This is a genomic window from Gordonia sp. (in: high G+C Gram-positive bacteria), assembly GCF_047606305.1.
Classification (GTDB): domain Bacteria; phylum Actinomycetota; class Actinomycetes; order Mycobacteriales; family Mycobacteriaceae; genus Gordonia.
This window is the reverse complement of the sequence record NZ_JASGER010000021.1, coordinates 35,441-59,094: the sequence shown is the minus strand read 5'-3', so window position 1 is coordinate 59,094 and position 23,654 is coordinate 35,441. Positions and strand designations below refer to the sequence as shown.

The following is a 23,654-nucleotide window of genomic DNA, read 5'->3' as shown; positions in this document are numbered from 1 at the left end:
GCCACCACCGGCGGCCAGGACCGTGACCCCGCGCAGGTGGGGCAGCGCGTCGTGCAGGGCGTCGTGGCCGATGCGGCCGCCGGCCGCGTTCAGGTCGCGGGCGCGGGGGCCGTCGGCGTCCTCGATGCCGAGCATGAGGTCGACCCCGGTGCCGACTGCGTCCGGGCTGATCAACAGGACCCCGCGTCCGAACCAGTGCCCGGCGGCGACCAGCCCCGTCGCCGCGGCCAACGTCGTCGCCCCCGCCCCTCCGTGCCCGCCGACGATTGCGAGGACCCGTCCGTCGGTCCGCGCCGGGGCGCGCACCTCGGTGAGGGCGGTGACGAGTCCCTCCTCGTCGGCGGGCAAGGCGAAGCCCTCGCCGACCCCGACCGCCATCGCGGTCTGCCACACCCGCGGTGGCGCGTCGACCGCGCACACCAGGAAGACCGCACTGCGACGCGCGGGCGGTGCTGCGGCCAGACGGTCGAGGGCCTCGGCATCCACGACGACGGCGTCGGCGCGCAGCCACTCGGCGTCGGCGGGGCCTCCGGCGAGCACCCGGTAGCCGGCCGCGGCGGCACAGCGCCCGACGTCGTCGGCGAGGTCGGCGCCGACCATCATCAGGAGCTCGTTCATGCGCCCCATCGTCGACCGCGGTTCCGTCCGGTGCGGGCGGCGCGACGGCGGAACGACACCGGCCTGGGGATGGCGCCGAACTGTGGATACGTCGTGCCGGTTTCGACGTGCGGCTACTGCCCGCGCACGCCGCCGTAGATGCCGCGGCGCACGATCCACGGCTGCAGAAGCGAGTGCACGGTCCAGGCCGGGAAGCGGAACGGGCGGCCCGACGGCGCGAACACGCGCAGACCGTCGGGCTCGACCCCCAGCACCGATCCCCACCGGCTGCGCGGCGGACGGTAGTCGCGCATCCGGCCGCCACCCAGGTGGGCGAGGATGTTGGCCGCCAGCAGCTTGTCGGCCCGGTTGCGCGCCGACGACCGCAACGAGTCGGTGGCCGCGACGTCGCCGACGGCGAAGACCTCCGGACGGGTGGGCGTCTGCAGCGTGGGTCCGACGCGGACGAAACCGTCGTCGTCGAGCAGTTCACCCGGCAGCCAGCCGGTGTTCGGTCGAACCCGGCCGACCGCCCACAGGACGGCCTCGGCCTCGGTGTCGGGCTGGCCGGTCGCCCAGGAGACCGGTCCCGCGGTGATCTGCGCGGGCGGCTCGCCGTCGGGGAACTGTGCCCGATGCCCCGGCCGCAGGTCGACGCCGGCGGCGACGAGTCGGCGGCGCACGTGGTCCCAGGTCCGCCGGTGGTGGCGGGGCAGGGCGCGGTCACCGGGGAAGCAGAGGGCGACTGTGGTGGCGGGCCAGCGGAGCGCGATCTGCAGCGCGCTGCTCACCGCCGCCGCTCCCCCGCCGATCACCACCACCGTCGACGCCGACGCCAGCCGCTCATGCGCGTCGGCCAGCTCGGCGGTGACGTCGTCGTCAGTCTGCAGACCCGGTCGGCGCCAGAACCCGTTGGTGACACCGGTGGCGATGACCAGCACGTCGTAGGGCTCGTGCCGGGTCTGGCCGTCGGGCAGGTGAACGGCAACCCGGCGGTCGTCGAGGTCCAGCCCGGACAGCTCGCCGTGCACGGTGCGCACGCCGGTGAGTCGGCGGAACCGGTCGAAGCCGATCCGGTAGTCGCGCGCCCACTCGTCGGGGCGGGCCAGTCTCATGCCCAGCTCCTGACCGCTGACCAGACCGGGTTTGGCGGAGACGCCGACGACCTCCACCGTCCGTCGGTGCCCCGCCAGGTGCGTGGCGGTCAACAGGCCGCTGTCGCCGAGGCCGGCGATGACGACTCGCGCCGGCGACCTCACCCCGACGTCCGTCGGCGCACACCGGGTACGAGTTTGGGGACCCGGTCGATCACATCCTGGTAGGTCGGTCGGCGTTCCAGGCTGCGCTTCTCCATCATCGGGATGCTCGCGCCCAGGAACATCGCGATCATCAGGAGGGTGCCGACCGGCAGCCACCACCAATCATGCGGCGACGCCGAGATGCCGAACAGCGCGAGGGAGAACCAGAAGCCGATCTCGCCGAGGTAGTTGGGGTGGCGCGACCGACCCCACAACCCCTGATCCATCACCTGGCCCGGTTGGCGGGTGCGGACGAAGCGGTGCATCTGGGTGTCGGCGACCAGCTCGAGGGCCACCGCGCCGAGGCCGACGACGAGTGCGAGCCAGTCGAGCCAGCCGATCCCGCGGGCGGGTCGCACCAGCGCGACGTACACCGGCAGCAGCCCGAGGAAGACCTGGAAGGTCGGGATCAGGTGGATGGCGACCAGGTCCGCCGCCGTGCCGTGACGACCCGCCTGCTGCCGGATCATCGGATAGCGCCAATCCTCGTGGTGCAGACCCGGGAACGAGTACACCCAGTTGCCGGTCAACCGCACCGCCCAGAGCACGATGACGATCAGGATCAGCCAGGCGCGCACGTCGCCGATGCCCTGGCCGCCGGCGATCCACCAGTACAGCGCGAGGTAGGGCGGCAGCACACTCCAGTAGGCGTCGTAGAAGCTCGAGTTCGCGTGCAGCCGACTCGCCACGAAGATCAGCAGCGTCGCGATCACGTCCGCGATCAGCGCGTCCAACCACAACCAGGGGGTGTCCGGACCGACCACCAGCCAGGCGGTCGCCGCGGCGAATGCGACGACGTAGGCGACGGCGATCCTGCCCAGTGAGGCACCTTTGCTCATCCGGGCGAGAGTACCCCGAAGCGGCGGTGTTCCCGGCCGGTTATCGCCTCTCGGCGCACGCGCGGAAACTAGACTCCGACCGTGGTCACCGACTGGCCGTTGACGGGGCGGGACGCCGAGCTGAAGGCACTGCTCGGCGCCGTGCGCTCGCAGGCGAACGGAGTGGTCGTCACCGGCGAACCCGGCGTCGGCAAGTCCCGGTTGCTGCAAGAGTTCGCCGCCACCGAACCGGGGCGCCGCGTCGTGCGGATCACCGGTTTCGCCGCCACCCGCGACATCCCCTTCGGCGCGACCGCCGCCTGGCTCGGTGCGGCGCCACCCGACCCGGCCGCCCTGATCGAAGCCACGGTGACCGCCATCGCCGGCGAGTCCAGCGGCCCCGGTCCGATCGTCCTGGTCGACGACGCGCAGTGGATCGACGACGCGTCGGCCATGGTCGTGGGCCGCCTCGCGACCCGGCGCCTCGCCTTCGTCGTGGTCGCCGTGCGCAACCTGGACTCGGCACCCGATCCCATCCTGGCCCTCGACCGCGAGCCCACGGTCGACCGCGTCGACCTGCGCTCGCTGGGCTTCGACGCGACGGCCGACCTGCTGCACCAGGTCCTGGGCGGGCGCCTGCCGCGACAGGCCGTCGAAGATCTGTGGCGGCTCACCGCCGGCAACCTGCTCTACATACGGGAGATCACCGGCGCCGACCAGGCGTCGGGGAGGCTGACCCGCGACGGCGGGGAATGGGTGTGGCGCGGCGGACCGTCGATCGCCGAATCGCTCACCGAGCTGATCGGCCGACAACTCGAGCGGCTGGACGGCGCCGTGGCCGATCTCGTCGACGTCCTGGCGCTGGCCGGTTCCCTGCCGCTCGCGGCGCTGACCGCCGTCCCGGGGGTGTCGCCGGAAGTCGTCGAGCAGGCCCGCCGCGACGGGCTGATCGTCGTCGACGGAGAACCGCCGACGGCCCGCCTGGTGCACCCCCTCTACGCCGAGGTGCGGCTGCAGCACATGGGCCGGCTGCGCCGCTCCCGGTTGCACGGCGCGGTGGCCGATGCACTCGGCGCGCACCCCAGCGGCAGTCCGCGCGACGCCATGATCCGCGCGGTCGCCGCCATGGAGTCCGGCGGCGAGCACCCGGCCGACCTCTACCTCGCCGGGGCGGGCGCGGCGTCGGCCTGGTGTGACACCGACCTGGCCATCACCCTGACGCGTGCCGCCATCGACGCCGGCGGCGGGTTCCCGGCCGAGATGATGCTGACCTATCACCTGACCACCGGCAACCAGGGCGCCGAGGCCGATGCCGCGATCGCGGACCTGCTGGCACGGCACGGGCTGTCGGCCGACGAGTCGATGCTGCTGACCTATATGTATGCCGGCAACCGGTTCTGGGTCCTGCAGCGGCCGCAGGAGGCGCAGCAGATCGTCGCCGACGCGCTCGCCGCGGCCCCACCCGGATCGAACCCGTCGGTGTTCACCGCCCTGCGCGGATCTTTCGCCGCGTATCTGGGGCGGTACGAGGACGCCCTGCGCTACACCGCCGAGGCCCTGGCCGATCCGGGGTTGAGCGGGATGCCGCACATCTTCGGCGCGATCGGGCGCACCATCAGCCTCGGGGCCACCGGCCGCGCCGACGAGATCGACGAGTATCGCCGGCGTGCGCACGACGACGCGGCCGTCAGCGTCCCCGGATCGATCCGCTACACCCTCATGGCCGTCGAGCTCCGCGCGCGGGCCGTCGCGGGCGACCTGGCCGCGGTGAACCACATCGCCGAGACCTACAGCACTGAGGCCGACGACCTGCCCGGCTTCGCCCGCACCCTCACGACCTACCTGCGCGGGTGCGCCGCCTACTTCCGCGGCGAGGCCACCGAGGCGGCCGACTGCGTGCGCGGGGTGGTGGCCCGTCTGGCCGCCGACCCCACCGCCACACCGGGTTGGGAGTACGCCTGCCGCACCCAACTGGCGCTGCTGTACGCACTCACCGGCGACACCGAGCGGGCACTCGAACACCAACGGTGGGTGGCCGAATGCCCCGCGTCCGCGCTCGCCTACTTCGACTCCGAACTCCTTCTGTCCCGCGGCTGGGTGAGCGCGGCCGGCGGCGAGGTGTCGAATGCCCTCAAACGGGCGCACGAGTCGGCGGCGGTCGCGCGCGAACGATGCGCGTTCGGCGACGAGGTGCTCGCCCTGCACACCGCCGCCCGGTGGGGCGACCCGACCGTCCACGCCCGACTCCGCGAACTCGCCGGCATCGTCGACGGGCCGCGAGCCGGCATCGCCGCCGATCATGCCCATGCGCTGGGCGAGCACGACGGGGACGGCCTGTGGGCGTCGTCGAGGGCCTGGTCCGACCTCGGCGACCGGATCGCCGCAGCGGACGCCGCCGCGCAGGCCGCGGTCGCCTATGCCACCGAGGGACGTCGGAGCCGCGCCCGCGACGCGGCCGACACGGCCCGTCGCCTCGCCGACGACAACGGGTTCACCACCCCGGCGCTGCGGGCACTGGCGGCCCCGATCGGGCTGACGGCGCGCGAATGGGAGGTCGTCGAGCTGGTGGCCCGCGGGTTGACCAACCGGGAGATCGCCGAGCTGCTCGAGGTCTCCAAACGCACCGTCGAAGGGCACGTCTACCGCGCGATGGCCAAGACCAACCGCGAAAGCCGCGCCGCACTCGCCGAACTCGCGCCCTGACTGGGCACGCTCGACGAGAATCTGGGCACGCTCGGCGAGAAGTCAGGCCGAGCGCAGTCGCTTCGTCTTCGTCGTGCCGCTCGGGGTCGCGGCCGCGGCGCGCACGTGTTGCGCGAGGAACGTGTTGGCGCGACGGTGGTAGACCACTCCGCCGGCGATGTGCTCGCAGCCGCGCATCCGGCTGAACGTCACATCGCCACCGGCGGCCGTCCACTCCTGCGCCAGCGCCTGCACCTGGGGGTAGGCGATCGCCTGGTCGAGGGTCGCCGCACCGACCAGCACCGGCACCCCCGGCGCGGTCGCGCCCAGGCGGTTCTCCTCGATGCGGGCGCGTACCTGCGGGTCGTCGAAGGGCAGCGGGTTCGCCGCCTTGGCGATGTCGCGCCAGGCGGTCAGGAAGAAGCCGGAAACGATCGCGACCAGCAGGTGGGTGCGTCGGAAGTAGCGGGCGAGCCAGCGGCCGCGCCGGGTGAGGAAGCGGTCGACGTCGAGCTCCGGGTAGGCGCTGCCCAGTCCGAGCAGCGTGTACATCAGCAAGAACGAGAAAGCGCTGCGCTCGTGGAACTCGTAGAGCGCCATCATGTCGGCGGGCACGCCACCGGCCGCACCGGCGACGAGCGGCAGTTCCGGTGCGTAGTCCGGCTGCATCTGCAGCGCCCATCCGGCCGCACAGCCGCCCTCCGAGTAGCCGGTGATCGCGACGGGCAGGCCCTCGGCACCCGCCTCGGGCAGCTGCCGGGCGGCGCGGACGCAGTCCAGGACACTCGGCCCGAGCGCGCGACCCACGACGTACGGGTGCAACCGCGCGCCGCCGTCGCCCAGACCCGGGTAGTCCGGCAGGGCCAGCACCCAGCCGTGTCGCAGGGCGGCGGAGATGAGCGAGGCCTCGTACTCGACGCCGAGGCGGAGCTGGGCGGACAGCGCCGCCACCCGGGGCGCGAGCCCCTGACTGCCGACGGCATAGCCGACCAGTGCCGCCGCCGGCTCGTTGGTCGGGCGCAGGACGGTGCCGGTCACCTCGATCAGCTCGCCGGTGGCCGCGGTCGTCGTGTACCGGATGTGCCAGGCCTGCGCCTTCATCCGCACCCCCGGCACGATGCGCGCACGGGTCGGCCGATAGGAGAGCAGTCGCCCGGCCCCATCGGCGGCGGTCGTGAGCGGTTCAGCCATGGACTGATGGTATGTGATACCTACGGTACCGGGAAGTTTTCCAGCAGATCGGCCTTGAGCACCTTGCCGGCCGCGTTGCGGGGGATCGCGGGGACGCGGGTGATCGTCTTGGGGATCTTGTAGCGCTCCAACCGTTGACGCAGAGCGTTTCGCACCCCGTCGTCGGTCACCGCCCCGTCGGCGACGACGAAGGCCGCGAGCACCTGGCCGAACTCCTCGTCGTCGACACCGAGGACGACCGCGTCGGCGATCCCCGGGACGTCGGTGAGCACGTCCTCGACCTCCCGCGGGAAGACGTTCTCCCCGCCGGACACGACCATGTCGTCACTGCGCCCGTCGATGAAGAGAAGACCGCTCGCATCCAGGTGCCCCAGGTCGCCGGTGTCCACGTGACCGTCGAGCACCGGCTTGGCGGTCGACCGCAGCGCCGGGTCGGGCGTGTAGCCGTCGTAGTCGAGGGGACCGCGCACGACGATTCGCCCACTGGTTCCCACCGGCACCGGCGCACCGTCGTCGTCGACGATCCGGATGGACACACCCAGGCCCGGCCGACCCGCGGCCGACGGTGCCGCGGCGAGATCGGCCGGCGACGCGATCGACACGACGCCCGCCTCGGTCGAGCCGTAGCCGTTGACCAGGATGTTGCCGAACGCCCGCTGGAAGGCGCGCACGGTCGCGGTGGTGATGGGTGCGGCACCGGTCACCGCGGTCCGCAGCGGGATGTCGGCGGCCTCGTTCGCGACATCGGGCACGGCGACCAGGCGCTGCAGCATGACCGGCACCGCGATCAGCACCGTCGCCCGGTGGCGGCGCATGTCCGCCAGTGCGGCCTCGGCGTCGAAGCGGCGACGACACACGACGGTGCCGCCCACCGCGACGGTCCCCACCAGCGCGAGGATCCCGAACCCGTGGAAGAAGGGCGGCGCCACGTAGACGACGTCACCCGGTCGCAGGTCGACGTGCGCGACGCCGGTCGCCGCGAGCTGAACGATCGCCGACGCGCCGATCGTGCGCGGCACCCCCTTGGCCAGACCGGTCGTGCCGGAGGTCAGCAGCACCGTCTTCCCGGACGTGCGCGACGGCGGGACGGGGGGCGGCGGGTCGGCGGCGAGCGACCAGAGGGAGTGCCCGGCGGCGTCCGGATCGGCGAGGATCGCGTGGCCGCGCCAGCCGGAGTCGGCGATGGCGGCGGAGAACTCGTCGTCGTGGATGAGGACGTCCAGGTCGTGCCGGGCCAACAGGGCGGCGAGCTGCGCGGCCGGCACCTCGGTGTTGATCGACACGACGTCCGCACCGGTCTGCGCGGCCGCCGCCAGGGCGACGATGAAGCCCCGGTGGTTGCGGCAGAGCAGGCCCACGGCGCCGCCCGGGCCACCGCCGGCCGCGCGGATGTCGGCCGCCACCGCCGACGCGGCGTCGACGACCTCGCGGTAGGTGATCGACCCGAACTCGTCGACGACGGCCGGACGGTCGGGGAACCGTGCGGCGGCGATCGCCACGAGGGCCGCCGGCGTCGACCCGTATCGGTAGACCGCGCGGGCCAGCCGGACGGCGGCGCGCGGCCCGGGCGGCCTGAGCACCCCCGACGTCGCGATCGCCGTGGCCGCCCCCAACCACTGTCGTGCGTCGCCTCGGACGCCGCTGTGGGTGGGGTCTGCGCTCACACGTCGGCCTTGCCGCTGACGCCCTTGCCCATCGCGGCGGCGAAGGCGGCGTCGGAGGCCTTGGTCTCCCCCGAGCGCCGGTCGACCAGCGACAGCGCCAGTTCCAGCGGGCCTTCGAAGACCGTGCTGGCGAGATTCAGCGCGCGCATCCCGCGCGGCGCCATCGTCCGCGGGCGACGGGTGATCGCGTAGGCGACGGTCCGCGCGGCCTGCTCGGGCGTGTGCCCGGGCATCGCGGCGACCCAACCGGTGGCGACCATCCGACTCTTGATGTGTCCGGCGTACAGGCTCGTGACGGTGACGCCGTAGTTGCGCGACTCCATCGCCACCGACCGGATCCACTTGTCGAAGCCCTCTTTGCACGCGATGTAGAAGCCCCACCGCGGCGCGTTCGGCATCAGCACACCGGCGGTCGCGATGTTGACGATGTGGGCGCCGCCCTGCTCGCGCATCCGCGGCAGCAGGGCGAGCGTCAGGCGCATCGGGCCCAGGAAGTTCACCCCGACCATCGACTCCATGTCCTGGGGTCGCAGGGCACTGCGGAAGGCCGAGCGCCGCAACGACTTCCCCGCGTTGTGGATCAGGACGTCGATCCGCTCGAAGTCCTTGAGGAGTTGCTTGGCGAACCCGTCGACGGCCGCCATGTTGCCCATGTCGACGGCGTAGGTGTGCGCCTGACCGCCGGCGAGGATGATCTCGGAGGCGACCTCGTCGAGTTTGGGTCGGGTGCGCGCCGCCAGGACGACGATCGCCCCGTGCGCGGCGAGCAGCTTGGCCGTCGCCTCACCCTGCCCGTACGACGCCCCGGTGACGACGACGACCTTGCCCTGCACCGCCCGTCGGATCCGCTTGGAGTCGTATTCCATCGGCGGGCCGACGGCGGCCAGCGCCACCCGCTCGTCCATTCGCATCTCGGTCATGACCGCATTATCCGCCTATCCGGTGAAGGGTGGCACGACCATGCACGGCACCTTGACCGGGTGCTCGGGGTCGAGTGCGTTGAGCGCCATGAAGGCGGCGCGCTTGGAGCCGGCGATGGCCATGTGGTCGCTGTAGTCCGTCGGGCAGGTGTCCTGCACGACGATGTTGCGGACCTTCGCCCCCGAGCGGCCGGCCGGCTGGATGCCGCTGGTGTACGGCAGGACCAGCTCGTCGTAGCGCGTGGTGATGTTGGTGTAGTTGACCCCCTTGACGTACGGGGAGCCGCCGCGCCAGATCTTGTCCACCATCGCCGAGCCGGGCAGCATCTGGCTGAGCGCCTGGCCGACCGGCATCCACCGGTCGCCGGCGCCGAGGGAGCCGAGGAACCTCGACACCGGAACCATCAGGTCGCCGGAGGTGCCGTGCCAGAGCGGCGCGAGCGAGACGTAGTTGGTGACCTTCGACGCCCCGCCCAGGTACTTCATGTAGTACGTCGGCATGAACGTGCCCTGCGAGTGGCCGATGATGTCGACGGTCTGCGCGCCGGTCCGGGCCAGCACGCCGTTGATGAAGGTGCGCAGCTGCCGCGCCGAATCCTCGATCGGCAGCATCCCGCCGACGGCGGTCGCCGGCCAGGGCAGGGGCAGCGCGCCGTAGGTGAGGGCGAAGACGCAGTAGCCGCGGTTGGCCAGCATCGCTCCGTAGGCGCCCCAATTGGTCTGCTGCCCGCCGCCGGTGCCGTGCACCAGGACGACCGGGCGCGGGTGGGCGGCCGGCGGCTTGCACACCTTCTTGTTGGTCCCCGGCAGCGAGCCGCCGTGGTTGATCAGTTCATCCGGGATGCCGGAGAAGAAGTTGTAGTTCTCCGGATACTTCGGGGCCGCTTGGGCCGGCGCCGCGGCCAGGGCCACCGACGCCCCGGTCGCCATCGCGAGTAGTGCTCCGAGGACTCGCCCCCGATTGCCGAACCTGGCTGTCATGACTCTCCCTTGTCTGTGCCAACACCGGGAATCTAACGGCTACCGCCGGTCCACGGGCCGGATTGGACAACGCGCGCTGCCAGAATCTTTCGCGATTCGGGGGAACCGGGGAGACCTCGGATGCGTCTAAGTAGGCATGCGGCGAGACCTCGGCGGGGACCGGAACGGCCGGGCATCGGGGGCGGCGGTTGAACCGGACCACAGTCCGAAGCGAGCCGCTGACAGAGGACGACCCCGGCCAATGGGGGGAGAAGGCCGGGGTCATCGCTTTTCAGCCCCGGGGGGTCGGGCTGAAAAGACCCGGTTATGCACCGGGTACGACTGAGCATACGCTTGGTTCTGGGACGTTTGCAATAACAATGAACGTGTTGCCACGTTCTGCGAAAGAGCCCTGCCACCAAGCTTTTCCGGCCGTACGCTCGAGGGGTGGACTCTGCCGTCAAACCCGCGAGCGGGCGTCGCGGCGTCGCCGCGTTCTTCGACCTGGACAAGACGGTGATCGCCCGATCCAGCGCGCTCGCCTTCACCCGGCCGTTCTATTCGGGCGGCCTGATCAACCGGCGGTCGGTGATCAAGTCCGCCTACGCCCAACTCCTGTTCACCCTGACCGGCGCCGACGAGGACCAGGTCGAGAAGCTTCGCGCGCACGTCACCGACATGTGCCGCGGATGGCCGGTCGACCAGATCAACGCGATCGTCGACGAGACGCTGCACGACATCGTCGAGCCGCTCGTCTTCGCCGAGGCCACCGAGCTCATCGCCAACCACCAGGCGCGCGGCCACGACGTCGTGCTGATCTCGGCGTCGGGGATGGAGATGGTCGCCCCCATCGGCGAGATGCTCGGCGTCGACGCGGTGCGGGCCAGCAAGATGGCGGTCGTCGACGGGCGGTACTCCGGCGAGCTCGAGTTCTACTGCTACGGCGAGGCCAAGGCGCAGGCGATGCGGGAGGTCGCCGACGAGGCCGGCTACGACCTGGCCGAGTGCTACGCCTACTCCGACTCCATCACCGACCTGCCGATGCTCGCCGCCGTCGGGCATCCCGCGGCGGTCAACCCCGACCGGGGGCTGCGCAAGGCCGCGACCGCCAACGGCTGGCCGATCCTGGCGTGGGACCGGCCCGTCGGACTGTCCGACCGCCTCACCCCGTCGCCGCGCACACTCGCGGTCTCCGCGGCCGCCGGCGCCGGGGTCGCCGCGATCGGTGCGGTCTTCTACTACGGCTGGTTGCGCAAGCGGCTACCCGCACACAATCGCCTCTGAAAATCTGTAGGCCGCAAACGCTTGATGTGATCTGGGTCACGTAGTAGAACTATGGGTACGGAAGCCCGGAAGGCCAGATCCGACCCGGAAGAGAAGGAACGAATCCCCGACCGGAATTCCCAGCACGGGCGGCAAGCACCCACGCGGAGCGCGCCGCTACAGAGGCAGAAGCGTTGTGCACCTGCGAATGGTCGGCAACCGCCGCGAGGCGGCCGGTCGGCACTCGATTCGCCGAGGTGAGACCACAACCCACCAAGCACGCTTGGTAACTTGGGCCCGTGCTATGCGGGCGGTGACCATTCGGTCGCCGCCCGCAGCGCTGTCTCGGGCCCCCTATTTCTGGGTCCGCGGGCGGGCGGCGTCGGCGATCGACGCGGCCTCGGCGGCACCGGCCTCGAGCGCCGCGCAGCACAGCAGGATCCACTCCCCGACGCCGTCGGCGGTCCCCTCGCCGAACCGCGCCGCCGCGCGGTGGTAGTCGGCCGGTCGCTTGAGCCACGCGACCTCGGGGACGCCGAGGTTGTGCGGATCCAAGCCGGTCGCGACGCACGACAACCGGGAGGCGCCGCGCGCGACGATCCCGTTCGCGTGGCCGAAGGGCGCCAGGGCCAACAGCTCGCCGTGGACGACCGCGGCGACCACGGGCGCCGGCACCGTCGCCGGTGCGGTGATCACCTGGGTCAACAGGTCCAGGCGCGTACTGGCGCCGGGCCGTGGGCGCCCCAGTTCCCCCGGATCGTCGACGAGGTCGGCGGCGGCCAGCACGTGCAGGCGCGCCAGGGCCTGCGCCGGTGCCCGGCGGTACACGCCGACGAGCTGCTCGAGCGAGTCCCCGTCGAGCGCCTGCGCCACGCGCATCGCACCGGCGAGCAGCGGGTCGTCGTAGTCGCCGTCGCGGCGCAGCTCGACGCTTCCACCGTCGATCGCCGCCGACGACCGACCACCCCGCCACGATGCCTCGAGCGCGGTCGAGGGCCACCCGCGCAGGTTCGCCGGATGGCGGTGCACGGCGGCGAGGGCGTCGCGCGCCCGGTCGGCCGCCTCGGCCACGCCGGGCAACTCGACGAGCGCGGCGAGCGGGTGGCTGGACATGGCCATCAGACTACGGCCTACCCAGGTCGGCCCCGCCGGGTTAGGCTTACCTAAGCAGACGGTCGACGAAGGAGAGTGCCATGGCCCCCACGGTGGACGGGAACACCCTCGAGGGCGTGTCCGCGACGACGCTGTGGACGCTGCGCAACCGTGCCGAGGAGGCCAAGCGTCCGCATCCGATCATCGACGACCCGCTCGCCGTCGAGCTCTACGAGACGATCGACTACGACTACGACAAGTTCGGCCGGCCCAGCCAGACGCACGCGCTGCGCGCCCTGGCCGCCGACGCCGCGGCGCGCGAGCACCTGGCCCGCCACCCGGGTGCGGCGGTCGTCAACCTCGGCGAGGGCCTGCAGACGAGCTTCTGGCGGGTGCAGGATCCGACGGTCCGATGGGTCAGCGTCGACCTCGAGCCGGTGATGGCGGTGCGCCGACGCCTCCTGCCCCGCGAGGAGCGGATCATCGAGTGCCCGACCTCCGCGCTCGACCGGTCCTGGTTCGACCGGGTCCCCGACGAGCAGCCGGTCCTGATCATCGCCGAAGGCCTGTTCATGTACTTCGAGCCCGACGACGTGTGGAACCTGCTCACCGACCTCGCCGCCCGCTTCCCCGGCGGCAGCCTGTTCTTCGACTCGATCCCCTCGTGGTTCTCCAAGAAGACCCTCTCCGGCCTCAACCTGTCCGACCGCTACCGCACGCCGCCGATGCCGTTCTCGCTGAACCTGGCCGGTGCCGCCGCCATCCCGCAGCGGATCCCCCGGATCGTCAGCACGCAGGACGTGGCGATGCCCAAGGGCCGCGGCGCCTGGGGCAACCCAGTGTTGCGCCCGCTGGCCTACGCGCCGGTGCTGAAGAACCTGCGACCGTCGGTGACCTTCGCCCGGTTCGCCGAATGACCCTCACCGAGCGGTGCACGGCCGGGCAGATCTTGGCCGCATCAGATCTTGGCCGCATCGCTGCGCGCCCCCGGTGACCGTGACTACGCTCACAACTATGTCTGATACCGCCGTCTACCCGCCGTCACCGGAGTTCGTCGCCCAGGCCAACGCCACCCCCGAGATCTATGCGAAGGCCGATGCCGACCGCCTCGAATGGTGGGCCGAGCAGGCGCGGCGGCTGGACTGGGACACCGACTTCACCGACGTCCTGGACTGGTCGAATGCGCCGTTCGCCAAGTGGTTCCCCGGCGGGAAGCTGAACGTCGCGGTCAACTGCGTCGACCGGCACGTGGCCGCCGGCAAGGGCGACCGCGTGGCCCTGCACTGGGTCGGCGAGCCCGGCGACTCCCGCGACATCACCTACGCCCAGCTCAAGGACGAGGTGTGCAAGGCCGCCAACGCCTTCACCAACCTGGGTGTGCGCGCCGGCGATCGGGTCGCCATCTACATGCCGATGGTGCCCGAGGCGATCATCACGATGCTCGCCTGCGCGCGCCTGGGCGCCACCCACTCGGTGGTCTTCGCCGGTTTCACCGCCAAGGCGCTGCGCTCACGCGTCGATGACGCGGAGGCCAAGCTCGTCGTCACCACCGACGGCCAGTACCGGCGCGGCGAGCCCGCACCCCTCAAGGCGTCCGTCGACGAGGCCCTCGGCACCGGCGACGACGCGGCGAAGTCGGTCGAGCACGTTGTGGTAGTCCGGCGCACCAACCACGACCCGAACCTGAACTGGGTCGAGGGCCGCGACGTCTGGTGGGACGACACCGTCGAGGAGGCCTCGCCCGAGCACGACCCCGAGTTCTTCGACTCGAACCACCCGCTGTTCCTGCTGTACACCTCCGGCACCACCGGAAAGCCGAAGGGCATCGTGCACGGTTCGGGCGGCTATCTGACCCAGACGAGCTCGACCTTCCACAACGTCTTCGACCACAAGGAGGGCCGCGACGTCTTCTGGTGCGGCGCCGACATCGGCTGGGTGACCGGCCACACCTACATCGTCTATGGCCCGCTCTCCAACGGCGCGACGGAGATCCTCTACGAGGGCACCCCGAACACCCCCAACGAACACCGCCACTTCCAGGTCATCGAGAAGTACGGCGTCACCATCTACTACATGGCGCCGACCCTGATCCGCACGTTCATGAAGTGGGGCCGCGCCATCCCCGACGCGCACGACCTCTCGTCGCTGCGGCTGCTGGGCAGCGTCGGCGAGCCGATCAACCCTGAGGCGTGGCGCTGGTACCGCGACGTGATCGGCGGCAACCGCTGCCCGATCGTCGACACCTGGTGGCAGACCGAGACCGGCTCCTGCATGATCTCGCCGCTGCCCGGGGTGACCGCCACCAAACCCGGTGCGGCGATGCGGCCGATGCCGGGGATCAGCGCACGGATCGTCGACGACGAGGGCAACGACACCCCGCGTGGCGAGCAGGGCTACCTGGTGCTCGACCAGCCGTGGCCGTCGATGCTGCTGGGCATCTGGGGCGACGACGACCGGTTCCGGGAGACGTACTGGTCCCGGTTCGCCGAGCAGGGCTGGTACTTCGCCGGCGACGGCGCGCGCTACGACTCCGACGGCGCCCTCTGGGTCCTCGGTCGCGTCGACGACGTGATGAACGTGTCCGGCCACCGCATCTCCACCTCCGAGGTCGAGTCGGCATTGGTCAGCCACCCCGACGTCGCCGAGGCCGCCGTCATCGGCGCGTCGGATGCGACGACCGGGCAGGGCATCGTCGCCTTCGTGATCCTGCGCGGCGGGGTCGACTCGCTGCCCGACTCCTTCGAGACGGACCTGCGCAACCACGTCGCGACGGAGATCTCCCCGATCGCCAAGCCGCGCGAGGTCAACGTCGTGCCGGAACTGCCCAAGACCCGGTCCGGCAAGATCATGCGCCGCCTGCTCAAGGACGTCGCCGAGGGCCGCGAACTCGGCGACACCTCGACGCTGGTCGACCCGTCGGTGTTCGAGAACATCCGCAGCCGTCAGCGGTAGCCGGTTCCGCCCGCAACCCGGCATGGCAACATAGCCGGGGTAACCACCACGGAGGACGATGTGAACCGTAGAAAGCAGCGCGCGCAGACGACGGTGGCTTCCGGGCCGACCGGGCCGGTACCGGCGATCCCGCTGTCGGACGCCAACGCCGGCCCGAGCGGGGACCCGACCATCGGCAATCTCGTCAAGGACGCCAGCGCGCAGGTGTCGACGCTGTTCCGCGGGGAGATCGCCCTGGCCAAGGCCGAGATCACCAAAGAGGCCAAGAAGGCCGGTGCGGGCTCGGGCCTGTTGGCCGCCGCTGGCGTCATGCTGCTCTATACGAGCCTGTTCTTCTTCATCTTCCTCGGCGCCCTGCTGATGATCTGGCTGCCCGCCTGGGCGGCCTTCGGCATCGTGTTCCTGCTGCTGCTGCTGATCACCGCCGTCGCCGGGTTCTTCGGGTACAAGCTGTTCACCAAGCTCAAGAAGCCCGAGAAGACCATGGAGTCCGTCTCGTCGTTGAAGGAAGTCCTGCCGGGCCAGACGCAGTTCGAGGGCCCCGGGGCCCATTCCGCGCTGCCGCCCGCGCGCGAGCACTGACCCGTCGTGCCCGCCCCCGACCCCTCCGTCGTCCGGTTCGACGGGCCGTGGCACCACCTCGACGTCCGCGCCAACGGGCTGCGCTTCCACGCCGTGGAGGCCGATCCGCGGGCCCCGGCCGATGCACCGCTCGTCCTGATGCTGCACGGCTTCGGCGAGTTCTGGTGGAGCTGGCGCCACCAATTGGCCGCCCTGACCGAGGCGGGCTATCGGGCCGTCGCGGTCGACCTGCGCGGCTACGGCGACTCCGACAAGCCGCCGCGCGGTTACGACGGGTGGACGCTCGCCGGTGACACCCACGGGTTGATCCGGTCGCTCGGCCACACGTCGGCGACGCTGGTCGGGCACGCCGACGGCGGACTCGTCTGCTGGGGCACGGCGACCCTGCACCCGCGCGTCGTCTCCCGCATCGCCGTCCTCGCCTCACCGCACCCGCGGGCGCTGCGGCGCGAGGTGCTGCGCAACAAGACGCAGCGGTCGGCGTTCCTGGGCGGCTTCCTCTACAAACAGCTGCCGCGCTTCGGCGAGCGCCAGCTCACCCGCCACGACGGCGCCTTCCTCGTCGACTACTTCCGTGATCGCGCCGGACAGCGGTGGCAGGAGACCCGCGACTTCGACGAGGTGCTCGCCCGCAACCGCGAAGCGGTGCAGATCCCCGGTGTCGCGCACTGCTCGCTGGAGTACCAGCGCTGGGCCTATCGCTCGCAGTTCCGGCCGGACGGCGCCCGGTTCATGGAGTTGATGGACCAGCCCGTCGGCGTCCCGGTCCTGGCGCTGCGCGGCCGCGACGACCACTACATCACCGAGTCGACGATGGTCGCCAGCAGTCCGTGGGCACCGGCCTTCGACTATTGGCACGTGCCGGGCGCGGGGCACTTCGTCCACGAAGAGCAGCCCGAGCGCACCACCAAGCTCCTGCTCGACTGGCTTGCCTGACCGCCGAGTGGACTCCCCGTCCCAACCCCCGCCGAGTGGGCGGTGAATCTCGCCGAGTGGGCGGTGAAATTGCATCGAGTGGGCGTTAACCGACCACGCAGGCACCAGTCGCGACGGTCGACTCGGCCTCACCGCCGCGGGTCACCTGCTCGCGCAGCTCGCCCGCGGTGAGCGCGAAGCCGGTCTCGTCGTCGGCCTTCTCACTCGCCCCGAAGATCATCCCGGCGACCTCGCCGCCGGGCGTGATCATCGGCCCGCCGGAGTTGCCCTGTCGGATCGATCCGCGCAGCGTGTACGCCTCACGACGACTCGCCTCACCGCCGTAGATGTCCGGCGAGGAGAGGTTGACCCGACCGCGGACCCGCAGCGGACTGGCCGTGAACGGGCCGTCTTCGGGGTAGCCGAGCGCGATCGCGTCGCCTCCCGCGTCGACCGTGCGATCGGCGAAACGCAGCGGCCTCTCCGTCAAGCCGGGCACGTCGATGACGGCGACGTCGACCCGCGGATCGAACAGGACCACCCGCCCCGGCAGCGACCGCTCGCCCGCGGTGACGGTGAGCCGCGACGTCCCCGCGACGACGTGCGCGTTGGTCATGATCCGCTCGGGGGCGAAGACGAACCCGCTGCCCTCCAGGGCCCGTTGGCACGACGGTGCCTCGCCGCGGATCTTCACGACCGATCCGCGCGCCTGCTCCACCGCGGGCGCCCGCGACAGTCCGGCATTCGGCGGATCAACAGGGTTGATCGTCGTCCGGCCGTAGGGACCGATCGCATCGGGCAGACCGGAGTCGTTGAGCAGGGTGCGGAAGCGGTCCGGAACACCGGCGAGCCACCGGGGTGCCACATCTCCGACGGCGGTCAAGATGCGCGAATGTTCCACCGCGTCGGCGGCGGGGGCCAGCGACGAGTCGCGGATGGGACTGGCCAGCAACCAGGCCGCCGCGAGGACGGTCACCGCCTGCAGCAGCATCCCGACGGCGCTGTCGAGGAACCGCGCCGGCGAGGTGCGCAACCGCTCGCGCAACCAGCGCCCCAGCACGATCCCGGCGATCTCGCCCACGACGACCAGTACGACGAGGATCGCGATGCCCGCGATCATCCGCGTGCGGCCGTCCTCGATCCCGGAGATCGCGCGCGGCGCGACAAGGATGCCGGCGAGCGCACCGATCACCAGACCGATGAACGACATCGCCGACGCCAGCGCCCCCTGCCGGAATCCGGAGACGGCGGCGATGAGGACGATCGCGGCGAGCACGATGTCGATGACCAGACCCGCGTTCACCGCCCCTCCTCCGCGGGTCCGTGGAAGTCGTCGCGATCGGGCGGGAAGGGCAGGTCCAGCGGAAGGCCGTGCTCCTGCGACGACTTGGCCGCCGCGATCGCGTCGTCGAGCGGCCGCACGTCGTCGGTGTCCCACGGCAGCTCCCACCCCGACGCGACGCTGATCGCGGCGAGCAGGCCACCGGTGAAACCCCACACCAACAGGCCGTCGACCATGAACGCCGGCCCCTGGTAGACGCGCCCGCCCAGGAAGTCGCGACGCACCTGGAAGCGGTTGGCGGGGTCGAGCAGCTCGCGCATGCGGATCCGGGCGACGCGGGCGGTCTCGCCGGCGTCGACCGCCCGCACCGGGCTCGGCGTCTCCCAGTAGCCGAGGACCGGCACGACCTCGAAGGGGCTGGGCAGCGTCGAGAACGACGGCAGGTTGGCGAGCACCCGCACCCCGTCGGGGTCCAGGCCGGTCTCCTCCTGCGCCTCGCGCAATGCCGTGTGCACGGGGTACGGCTCACCCTCGTCGTGGGCGCCGCCGGGGAAGGCGACCTGGCCACTGTGCTGGCGCAGCGTCGTCGCCCGCTCGAGCAGGAGCACCTCGGCGTCGTCGGGCAGGCCACCCGGGGAGGCCGGATCGGCGTCGAAGCCACCGGCGAAGAGTATGAGCACGGCCGCGGCCCGCCGGTTGCGCGCCGACTTGATCATCCGCGCCAGACGGGCCCGGTCGCCGCCGCGGCTGTTCACGATGTCGGTGAGCGCGTCGACATCGTCGGTCAACGTGCGCAACCACGGCGGGATCTGCGCCTCGTCGACGAGCGGGCCGACGGTGTGCCCGGCGGGGAGGTCGCTCACGACTGCACCCCCAGATAGGTGCGGGCGTCGGCGGCCAGTTGGTCGGGGTTCTCGTAAAGGCGCACCGGCGCGCCGGCGACGGTTCCGTCGGCACGCACGAACACCATCGACGGCAGGACCTGCCGGACCCCGAGGGCGCGCGCCATCGCCCCGGTCTGGTCCAGGACCGTGGGCACGTGCACGTCGATCTCGGTCAGCAGCGCCAGCGCCAGGTAGGCGTCGGCGCCCTGCTTGTCGTGGACGGCCAGCACGGTGGCCTTGTCACCGACCCGGTCGGCGAACGCGGCGAGCACCGGCAGCTCCCGACGACACGGCCCGCACCAGGTGGCCCAGAAGTTGACGATCAGCGGGCGACCGGCCGTCGCCGCGCCGACGTCGATCTGCTGGCCGTCGGCCAGGCAGGTCACGGCGACACCGGCCAGGACCGACGCCGCACCCATGGGCCCGCTCGGCGTCGGGCACGGTCGCAGGGCCGCCTTGGCCCGCGCGGATGCCATCTCGCCGGCGTCGACGACCGAGGACGGGAGCGGGTGAGGCGACGCGGTGGTCGGGGCGGCGGAGTCGTCGGCCGGCGCGGTGCGGGGCCAGACCGCGACGGCAAAGGCGACGACCAGCACGCCGAACACGACCGTCCAGCGGAAGACCGGAGAGCGCAGGCCCTCGCGCGTCGACTCCTTCACGACTCGCCCATCCCGGCGAGCGCCAGCAGGTGCTCGGTCTCCGGGCCTTTCACCAGCTTGGCGGCGGTCTCCTTGTCCACCGGACCCTCGCCGTACGACGGGCAGTCGCCGGCCACGATGCAGACTCCGCAGGCGGGCTTGCGCGCGTGGCAGACGCGTCGACCGTGGAAGATCACGCGATGCGAATAGTCGGTCCACTCCTTGCGCGGAATGAGCTCGCCGATGACCTTCTCGACCTTCACCGGATCGGTCTCCTCGGTCAGCCCCCAGCGGCGCACGAGGCGTCCGAAGTGGGTGTCGACGGTGAGCCCGGGGACGTCGAACGCATTGCCCAGCACCACGTTCGCGGTCTTGCGCCCGAAGCCGGGCAGCGTCACCAGTTCCTTGAGCGTGTGCGGGACCTCCCCGTCGAACCGTTCGACGAGCGCCTGACCGAGGCCGATGATCGAGTTGGCCTTGTTCCGGTAGAAGCCGGTGGGCCGGATGAGTTCCTCGAGCTCGGCGCGATTGGCGCCGGCGTAGTCGGCGGCCGTGCGGTAACGGGCGAACAGCGCGGGGGTGGTCTGGTTGACGCGGACGTCGGTGCACTGCGCCGACAGGATCGTCGCGACCGACAGCTCCAGCGGGTTCGTGAAATCCAGCTCGCAGTAGACGTGCGGGAACGCGATGCTCAGCTTCCGATTGATCCGCCGCGCCCGGCGCACCAGCGCCAACTGCGACTCGGGCTTCCCACGCGTGCTCACCAACCCAGGTTAGCGAGGGTGCCCGGATTGCAGTGTCGAAGGTCGGCGCCGGGTCACGGGTCGGTCAATTCCCAACTCCCGACCTTCCCCTCGCCCACGGGCCAGAGGTCGAGCTCGATGTGGTGCGCGGGCAGTTCGGCGTGCATGCGCGACAGCAACGCGCGTCCGGTGCGCTCGTAGACGACCGCGTCATCGGGCGACGACCACCCGTCCTCCCAGTGGAACCGGGCGTTGAAGAACTCCTGCCAGTCGCGCAGGTCTTCGGCAAGAGAGTCGGACAGGCCGAGTTCGTCCTCAGTCTCCTCTCCCCACACCGGCCATCGACATGAATAGTCACTCATCAATCGGAGGGAGCGGTCGGGCGGCTGCTGGTCGGGCATGTCGACGACGATAAGTCGGCGCGCGGGCACGGTCGACGCAATTCTGGGCACGCTCGACGAGAAAGTGGGCACGCTCGACGGAAATCTGGGCACGGTCGACGAGAAAGTGGGCACGGTCGGTAACGATGCAGTGACGACTGCCAGATTTATTGGCTTGACCCCGATCCGCTGTTGTTAACTGGTCCGCATGCACGGACTGGCGGCGATTCTGTTTCCCCTGGTTCTCATGCTCGTCGTCGTCGGCATGGAGAAACTAGAGGCACTGGCAATGCGCGATTCTGGCGCCGTCAGCCCCGATCAAGTCGACTCCCTGCTCGTCGGGCGGCACACCCCGGCCGAGGAGCCCGATGTGGCGAGCGTGGCGACCTTGCCCGCGACCCCCATCGGCGGCAGCAGCGCCCGTCGGGCCAGCTGACCGGGTCACCCACGGCAAACGTGACCCATCCAACATTTTGGGTCGCATTTCCAGTAGCCTTTGCTCTTGTGGCGGGTGGGCATTGGTCCGCCGGCAATGTGTGACGCGATACGAGACGTTTTGAGGAGAGGTTCACAGTGGACGAGGTACTGGCCCGGGCCGGCATTTTCCAGGGTGTCGAGCCCAGTGCAGTAGCGGCGCTGTCGCAGCAGCTCCAGCCCGTGGAGTTCCCGCGCGGCCACGTGATCTTCCACGAGGGTGAACCGGGTGACCGGCTCTACATCATCCAGACCGGCAAGGTGAAGCTCGGCCGACGCTCGCCCGACGGCCGAGAGAACCTGCTCACGATCATGGGACCGTCCGACATGTTCGGCGAGCTGTCCATCTTCGACCCGGGCCCGCGCACCTCGTCGGCGACGACCGTCACCGAGGTCAAGGCCGTCTCGATGGACCGCGACGCGCTCAAGGCGTGGATCAAGGACCGCCCGGAGATCGCCGAGCAGCTGCTGCGCGTGTTGGCCCGCCGTCTGCGCCGCACCAACAACAACCTCGCCGACCTGATCTTCACCGACGTCCCCGGCCGCGTCGCCAAGCAGCTGCTGCAGTTGGCCCAGCGGTTCGGCACGCAGGAGAACGGCGCCCTGCGCGTCACCCACGACCTCACCCAGGAGGAGATCGCCCAACTCGTCGGCGCCTCCCGCGAGACCGTGAACAAGGCGCTGGCCGACTTCGCCCAGCGCGGTTGGCTGCGGCTGGAGGGCAAGAGCGTCCTGATCGCCGACTCCGAGCGTCTCGCGCGCCGCGCGCGCTGACCCGCGCGGCTACTCCTCGCGCAGATACTCCAGCTGCGCCTTGACCGACATGCGCGCGGCCGGCCACAGCTTCTTGTCGACGTCGGAGTACACCCGTCGCACGACCTTCATCGGCTTGGCGTCGCGCGGCTTGACCCCCATCGACTCCAGCGTCGCGCGGATCTGATCGAGCCGCTCCTCGCGGTGCTTCTTGTAGAAGCGCGCGACGGGAACGAGATCGGGATGGTCGGGACCGTGGCCGGGCAACAGCACCGTCGCCGACTCCATCGGCCCACTGCCCTCGACGATCAGCCGGTTCACCGAGTTGAGGTAGTCGCGCAGCCCGCCGTCGCGCGGGTCGAGGACGGTGGTGCCCGAACCGAGGATCGTGTCGCCGGTGAGGATGGCGCGCTGGCCGTCGTGCTCGACGAGGAAGCTCGTCGAGTCACCGGTGTGGCCCGGCGTCGCCAGCACGGTGATCTTGAGCCCGGCGGCCTTGATGACCTCGCGGTCGACCAGCGGCCGCCCGTCGCGGCAGAGGCTCTTCAGCTTGGCGCGCACCGGGGCGCCGGTCCGCTTGTAGAGCGCGCCGATCGCGCCGATGTGGTCGTGGTGCCGGTGCGTGATGAGCGTCAGCACGACGTTGCCGCTGCCGGCGATCTTTTTGACGTGCTTCTTGTGCTTGCGCGGACCGGGGTCGACGACGACGCAGTCCGGATGACCGGGTGCCCGCAGGATCCACGTGTTGGTGCCCTCGAGCTCCATCGCGCCCGGGTTGTCGCAGAGCAGCACCGACGCGAACGGGGTGACCTCCCGCAGCTCGCCGTACGCGGGATGGGTCAACGGTTCGTCGACCTCGGCGGTCTCGGTGCTCACGACGCCACCTCGACGATCAACTCGATCTCCACCGGCGCGCCGATCGGGAGCTCGGAGACGCCCACCGCCGACCGGGCGTGCCGGCCGGCGTCGCCGAAGATCTCCCCCAACAACTCGGAAGCGCCGTTGACGACGCCGGGCTGGCCGGAGAAGCCGGTGCCCGACGCGACGAACCCGACGACCTTGACGATGCGGACGATCGAATCGATGCCGACGAGGTCGTCGATCGCGGCCAGCGCGTTGAGCGCGGCCTGACGGGCGGCGGCCTTCGCCTCCTCCGGGGTCACGTTGCCCTCGGCGCCCTCGGCCACCTTGCCCCGCGACATCAGCTCACCGCCGACCATCGGCAGCTGGCCGGAGGTGTAGACGTGGTCGCCGGAGCGGACCGCCGGTTGGTAGGCGGCCAGCGGCGGCACCACCGGCGGCAGGGTCACGCCGAGCTCGGACAACCGCGACGACCACGAGGCGCTGGCCACGGCCCTAGTCCTTGATCCGCTTGAGGTAGGCGACGTGCTGCTCCCCGGTGGGACCGGGCAGGACGCTGACGAGCTCCCACCCGTCGGCACCCCACTGGTCGAGGATCTGCTTGGTCGCATGGGTCAGCAGGGGGACGGTCACGTACTCCCAGGCCGCTCGGGAAACAGAAGATGACTCGCTCATAGCGTCCAGCGTATCGGTCCGTGTCAACGT

General features: G+C 71.1%; 23 protein-coding genes and 1 pseudogene. 8 read left to right on the top strand and 16 right to left on the bottom strand.

Annotated elements, in window-relative coordinates; translation table 11 throughout:
- The 3 genes and pseudogenes from QM634_RS03660 to QM634_RS03650 form a co-directional block, all read right to left on the bottom strand.
- A pseudogene (locus QM634_RS03660) lies at positions 1-618 on the bottom strand (hypothetical protein); the annotation flags it as partial.
- 113 nt (positions 619-731) lie between these two features.
- Entirely contained in the window at positions 732-1,856 is a 1,125-nt protein-coding gene (locus QM634_RS03655) for an FAD-dependent oxidoreductase (RefSeq protein WP_415041417.1), read from the bottom strand.
- Entirely contained in the window at positions 1,853-2,734 is an 882-nt protein-coding gene (locus QM634_RS03650; protein ID WP_415041416.1) for a DUF1295 domain-containing protein, read from the bottom strand. The genes QM634_RS03655 and QM634_RS03650 overlap by 4 nt, the downstream gene beginning before the upstream one ends.
- An 81-nt stretch (positions 2,735-2,815) precedes the next feature.
- On the opposite strand from QM634_RS03650, the gene QM634_RS03645 reads away from it, so the two are divergent.
- On the top strand, positions 2,816-5,416 hold the full coding sequence (locus QM634_RS03645; protein WP_415041415.1) for a LuxR C-terminal-related transcriptional regulator: 2,601 nt from the start codon (positions 2,816-2,818) through the stop codon (positions 5,414-5,416).
- A 42-nt stretch (positions 5,417-5,458) separates the two neighbouring features.
- Here QM634_RS03645 and QM634_RS03640 read toward each other — a convergent pair whose 3' ends face one another.
- The 4 genes from QM634_RS03640 to QM634_RS03625 are packed head-to-tail and all read right to left on the bottom strand — an operon-like array spanning position 5,459 to position 10,151.
- Positions 5,459-6,586 carry a lipase family protein gene (locus tag QM634_RS03640; RefSeq protein WP_415041414.1) on the bottom strand — a complete coding sequence of 376 codons (1,128 nt, stop codon included), beginning with the start codon at positions 6,584-6,586 and terminating at the stop codon, positions 5,459-5,461.
- A gap of 20 nt (positions 6,587-6,606) precedes the next feature.
- Positions 6,607-8,250, bottom strand: coding sequence for an AMP-binding protein (locus QM634_RS03635; protein WP_415041413.1), 1,644 nt, complete (start codon positions 8,248-8,250; stop codon positions 6,607-6,609).
- Positions 8,247-9,170 carry an SDR family NAD(P)-dependent oxidoreductase gene (locus QM634_RS03630; protein ID WP_415041412.1) on the bottom strand — a complete coding sequence of 308 codons (924 nt, stop codon included), beginning with the start codon at positions 9,168-9,170 and terminating at the stop codon, positions 8,247-8,249. Before QM634_RS03630 ends, QM634_RS03635 begins: the two co-directional genes overlap by 4 nt.
- A gap of 15 nt (positions 9,171-9,185) precedes the next feature.
- On the bottom strand, positions 9,186-10,151 hold the full coding sequence (locus QM634_RS03625; protein ID WP_415041411.1) for an esterase/lipase family protein: 966 nt from the start codon (positions 10,149-10,151) through the stop codon (positions 9,186-9,188).
- Between the two features lie 426 nt (positions 10,152-10,577).
- Between QM634_RS03625 and QM634_RS03620 the strand changes: the two genes are divergently transcribed.
- A complete protein-coding gene (locus tag QM634_RS03620; protein ID WP_415041410.1) occupies positions 10,578-11,414 on the top strand; it encodes an HAD family hydrolase in 837 nt (278 codons plus the stop codon).
- Between the two features lie 333 nt (positions 11,415-11,747).
- Here the strand turns inward: QM634_RS03620 and QM634_RS03615 are convergent, their stop codons facing one another.
- The gene (locus QM634_RS03615; RefSeq protein WP_415041409.1) at positions 11,748-12,506 is read right to left on the bottom strand and encodes an oxidoreductase; all 759 of its coding nucleotides are present in this window, start codon (positions 12,504-12,506) and stop codon (positions 11,748-11,750) included.
- Between the two features lie 80 nt (positions 12,507-12,586).
- On the opposite strand from QM634_RS03615, the gene QM634_RS03610 reads away from it, so the two are divergent.
- The 4 genes from QM634_RS03610 (at position 12,587) to QM634_RS03595 (ending at position 16,955) form a co-directional block, all read left to right on the top strand.
- Entirely contained in the window at positions 12,587-13,402 is an 816-nt protein-coding gene (locus QM634_RS03610; RefSeq protein ID WP_415041408.1) for a class I SAM-dependent methyltransferase, read from the top strand.
- A gap of 97 nt (positions 13,403-13,499) precedes the next feature.
- Positions 13,500-15,437, top strand: coding sequence for an acetate--CoA ligase (gene acs / locus QM634_RS03605; protein WP_415041407.1), 1,938 nt, complete (start codon positions 13,500-13,502; stop codon positions 15,435-15,437).
- Positions 15,438-15,497: 60 nt separating this feature from the next.
- The gene (locus QM634_RS03600; RefSeq protein WP_415041406.1) at positions 15,498-16,019 is read left to right on the top strand and encodes a phage holin family protein; all 522 of its coding nucleotides are present in this window, start codon (positions 15,498-15,500) and stop codon (positions 16,017-16,019) included.
- 6 nt (positions 16,020-16,025) lie between these two features.
- Positions 16,026-16,955 (top strand): alpha/beta fold hydrolase, encoded by a 930-nt coding sequence (locus QM634_RS03595; protein ID WP_415041405.1) that lies wholly within the window; start codon positions 16,026-16,028, stop codon positions 16,953-16,955.
- An 85-nt stretch (positions 16,956-17,040) separates the two neighbouring features.
- Here QM634_RS03595 and QM634_RS03590 read toward each other — a convergent pair whose 3' ends face one another.
- Genes QM634_RS03590 through QM634_RS03570 form a run of 5 tightly spaced genes read right to left on the bottom strand, consistent with a single transcriptional unit; the run spans position 17,041 to position 20,882 of the window.
- On the bottom strand, positions 17,041-18,237 hold the full coding sequence (locus tag QM634_RS03590; RefSeq protein WP_415041404.1) for a MarP family serine protease: 1,197 nt from the start codon (positions 18,235-18,237) through the stop codon (positions 17,041-17,043).
- Positions 18,234-19,079 carry an NUDIX hydrolase gene (locus QM634_RS03585; RefSeq protein WP_415041403.1) on the bottom strand — a complete coding sequence of 282 codons (846 nt, stop codon included), beginning with the start codon at positions 19,077-19,079 and terminating at the stop codon, positions 18,234-18,236. The genes QM634_RS03590 and QM634_RS03585 overlap by 4 nt, the downstream gene beginning before the upstream one ends.
- On the bottom strand, positions 19,076-19,759 hold the full coding sequence (locus QM634_RS03580) for a TlpA family protein disulfide reductase (protein WP_415041402.1): 684 nt from the start codon (positions 19,757-19,759) through the stop codon (positions 19,076-19,078). Before QM634_RS03580 ends, QM634_RS03585 begins: the two co-directional genes overlap by 4 nt.
- Positions 19,756-20,502 (bottom strand): endonuclease III, encoded by a 747-nt coding sequence (gene nth, locus QM634_RS03575; RefSeq protein WP_415041401.1) that lies wholly within the window; start codon positions 20,500-20,502, stop codon positions 19,756-19,758. The genes QM634_RS03580 and nth overlap by 4 nt, the downstream gene beginning before the upstream one ends.
- A 53-nt stretch (positions 20,503-20,555) precedes the next feature.
- Positions 20,556-20,882 carry a hypothetical protein gene (locus QM634_RS03570; RefSeq protein WP_415041400.1) on the bottom strand — a complete coding sequence of 109 codons (327 nt, stop codon included), beginning with the start codon at positions 20,880-20,882 and terminating at the stop codon, positions 20,556-20,558.
- Between the two features lie 268 nt (positions 20,883-21,150).
- Here QM634_RS03570 and QM634_RS03565 point away from each other — a divergent pair, with 268 nt between their 5' ends.
- Together QM634_RS03565 and QM634_RS03560 are read left to right on the top strand one after the other, a co-directional pair.
- The gene (locus tag QM634_RS03565; RefSeq protein WP_415041399.1) at positions 21,151-21,297 is read left to right on the top strand and encodes a hypothetical protein; all 147 of its coding nucleotides are present in this window, start codon (positions 21,151-21,153) and stop codon (positions 21,295-21,297) included.
- Positions 21,298-21,434: 137 nt separating this feature from the next.
- Positions 21,435-22,109, top strand: coding sequence for a Crp/Fnr family transcriptional regulator (locus QM634_RS03560; RefSeq protein WP_415041398.1), 675 nt, complete (start codon positions 21,435-21,437; stop codon positions 22,107-22,109).
- Between the two features lie 9 nt (positions 22,110-22,118).
- Here QM634_RS03560 and QM634_RS03555 read toward each other — a convergent pair whose 3' ends face one another.
- From QM634_RS03555 to QM634_RS03545, 3 genes are read right to left on the bottom strand one after another with little or no spacing between them, the layout of a single operon-like run.
- Positions 22,119-22,964: an MBL fold metallo-hydrolase gene (locus QM634_RS03555; protein WP_415041397.1), complete on the bottom strand. Its 846-nt coding sequence runs from the start codon at positions 22,962-22,964 to the stop codon at positions 22,119-22,121.
- Positions 22,961-23,440, bottom strand: coding sequence for a RidA family protein (locus QM634_RS03550; protein ID WP_415041396.1), 480 nt, complete (start codon positions 23,438-23,440; stop codon positions 22,961-22,963). Before QM634_RS03550 ends, QM634_RS03555 begins: the two co-directional genes overlap by 4 nt.
- A 4-nt stretch (positions 23,441-23,444) precedes the next feature.
- Entirely contained in the window at positions 23,445-23,624 is a 180-nt protein-coding gene (locus QM634_RS03545) for a hypothetical protein (protein ID WP_415041395.1), read from the bottom strand.
- Positions 23,625-23,654 lie beyond the last annotated feature (30 nt).

Coding starts and splice junctions, on each gene's coding strand:
- QM634_RS03630 (WP_415041412.1), bottom strand. CDS start 9,170: ATGACCGAGATGCGAATGGACGAGCGGGTGGCGCTGGCCGCCGTCGGC.
- QM634_RS03570 (WP_415041400.1), bottom strand. CDS start 20,882: ATGCCCGACCAGCAGCCGCCCGACCGCTCCCTCCGATTGATGAGTGAC.
- QM634_RS03640 (WP_415041414.1), bottom strand. CDS start 6,586: ATGGCTGAACCGCTCACGACCGCCGCCGATGGGGCCGGGCGACTGCTC.
- QM634_RS03615 (WP_415041409.1), bottom strand. CDS start 12,506: ATGTCCAGCCACCCGCTCGCCGCGCTCGTCGAGTTGCCCGGCGTGGCC.
- acs (WP_415041407.1), top strand. CDS start 13,500: ATGTCTGATACCGCCGTCTACCCGCCGTCACCGGAGTTCGTCGCCCAG.
- QM634_RS03565 (WP_415041399.1), top strand. CDS start 21,151: ATGCGCGATTCTGGCGCCGTCAGCCCCGATCAAGTCGACTCCCTGCTC.
- QM634_RS03625 (WP_415041411.1), bottom strand. CDS start 10,151: ATGACAGCCAGGTTCGGCAATCGGGGGCGAGTCCTCGGAGCACTACTC.
- QM634_RS03650 (WP_415041416.1), bottom strand. CDS start 2,734: ATGAGCAAAGGTGCCTCACTGGGCAGGATCGCCGTCGCCTACGTCGTC.
- QM634_RS03610 (WP_415041408.1), top strand. CDS start 12,587: ATGGCCCCCACGGTGGACGGGAACACCCTCGAGGGCGTGTCCGCGACG.
- QM634_RS03545 (WP_415041395.1), bottom strand. CDS start 23,624: ATGAGCGAGTCATCTTCTGTTTCCCGAGCGGCCTGGGAGTACGTGACC.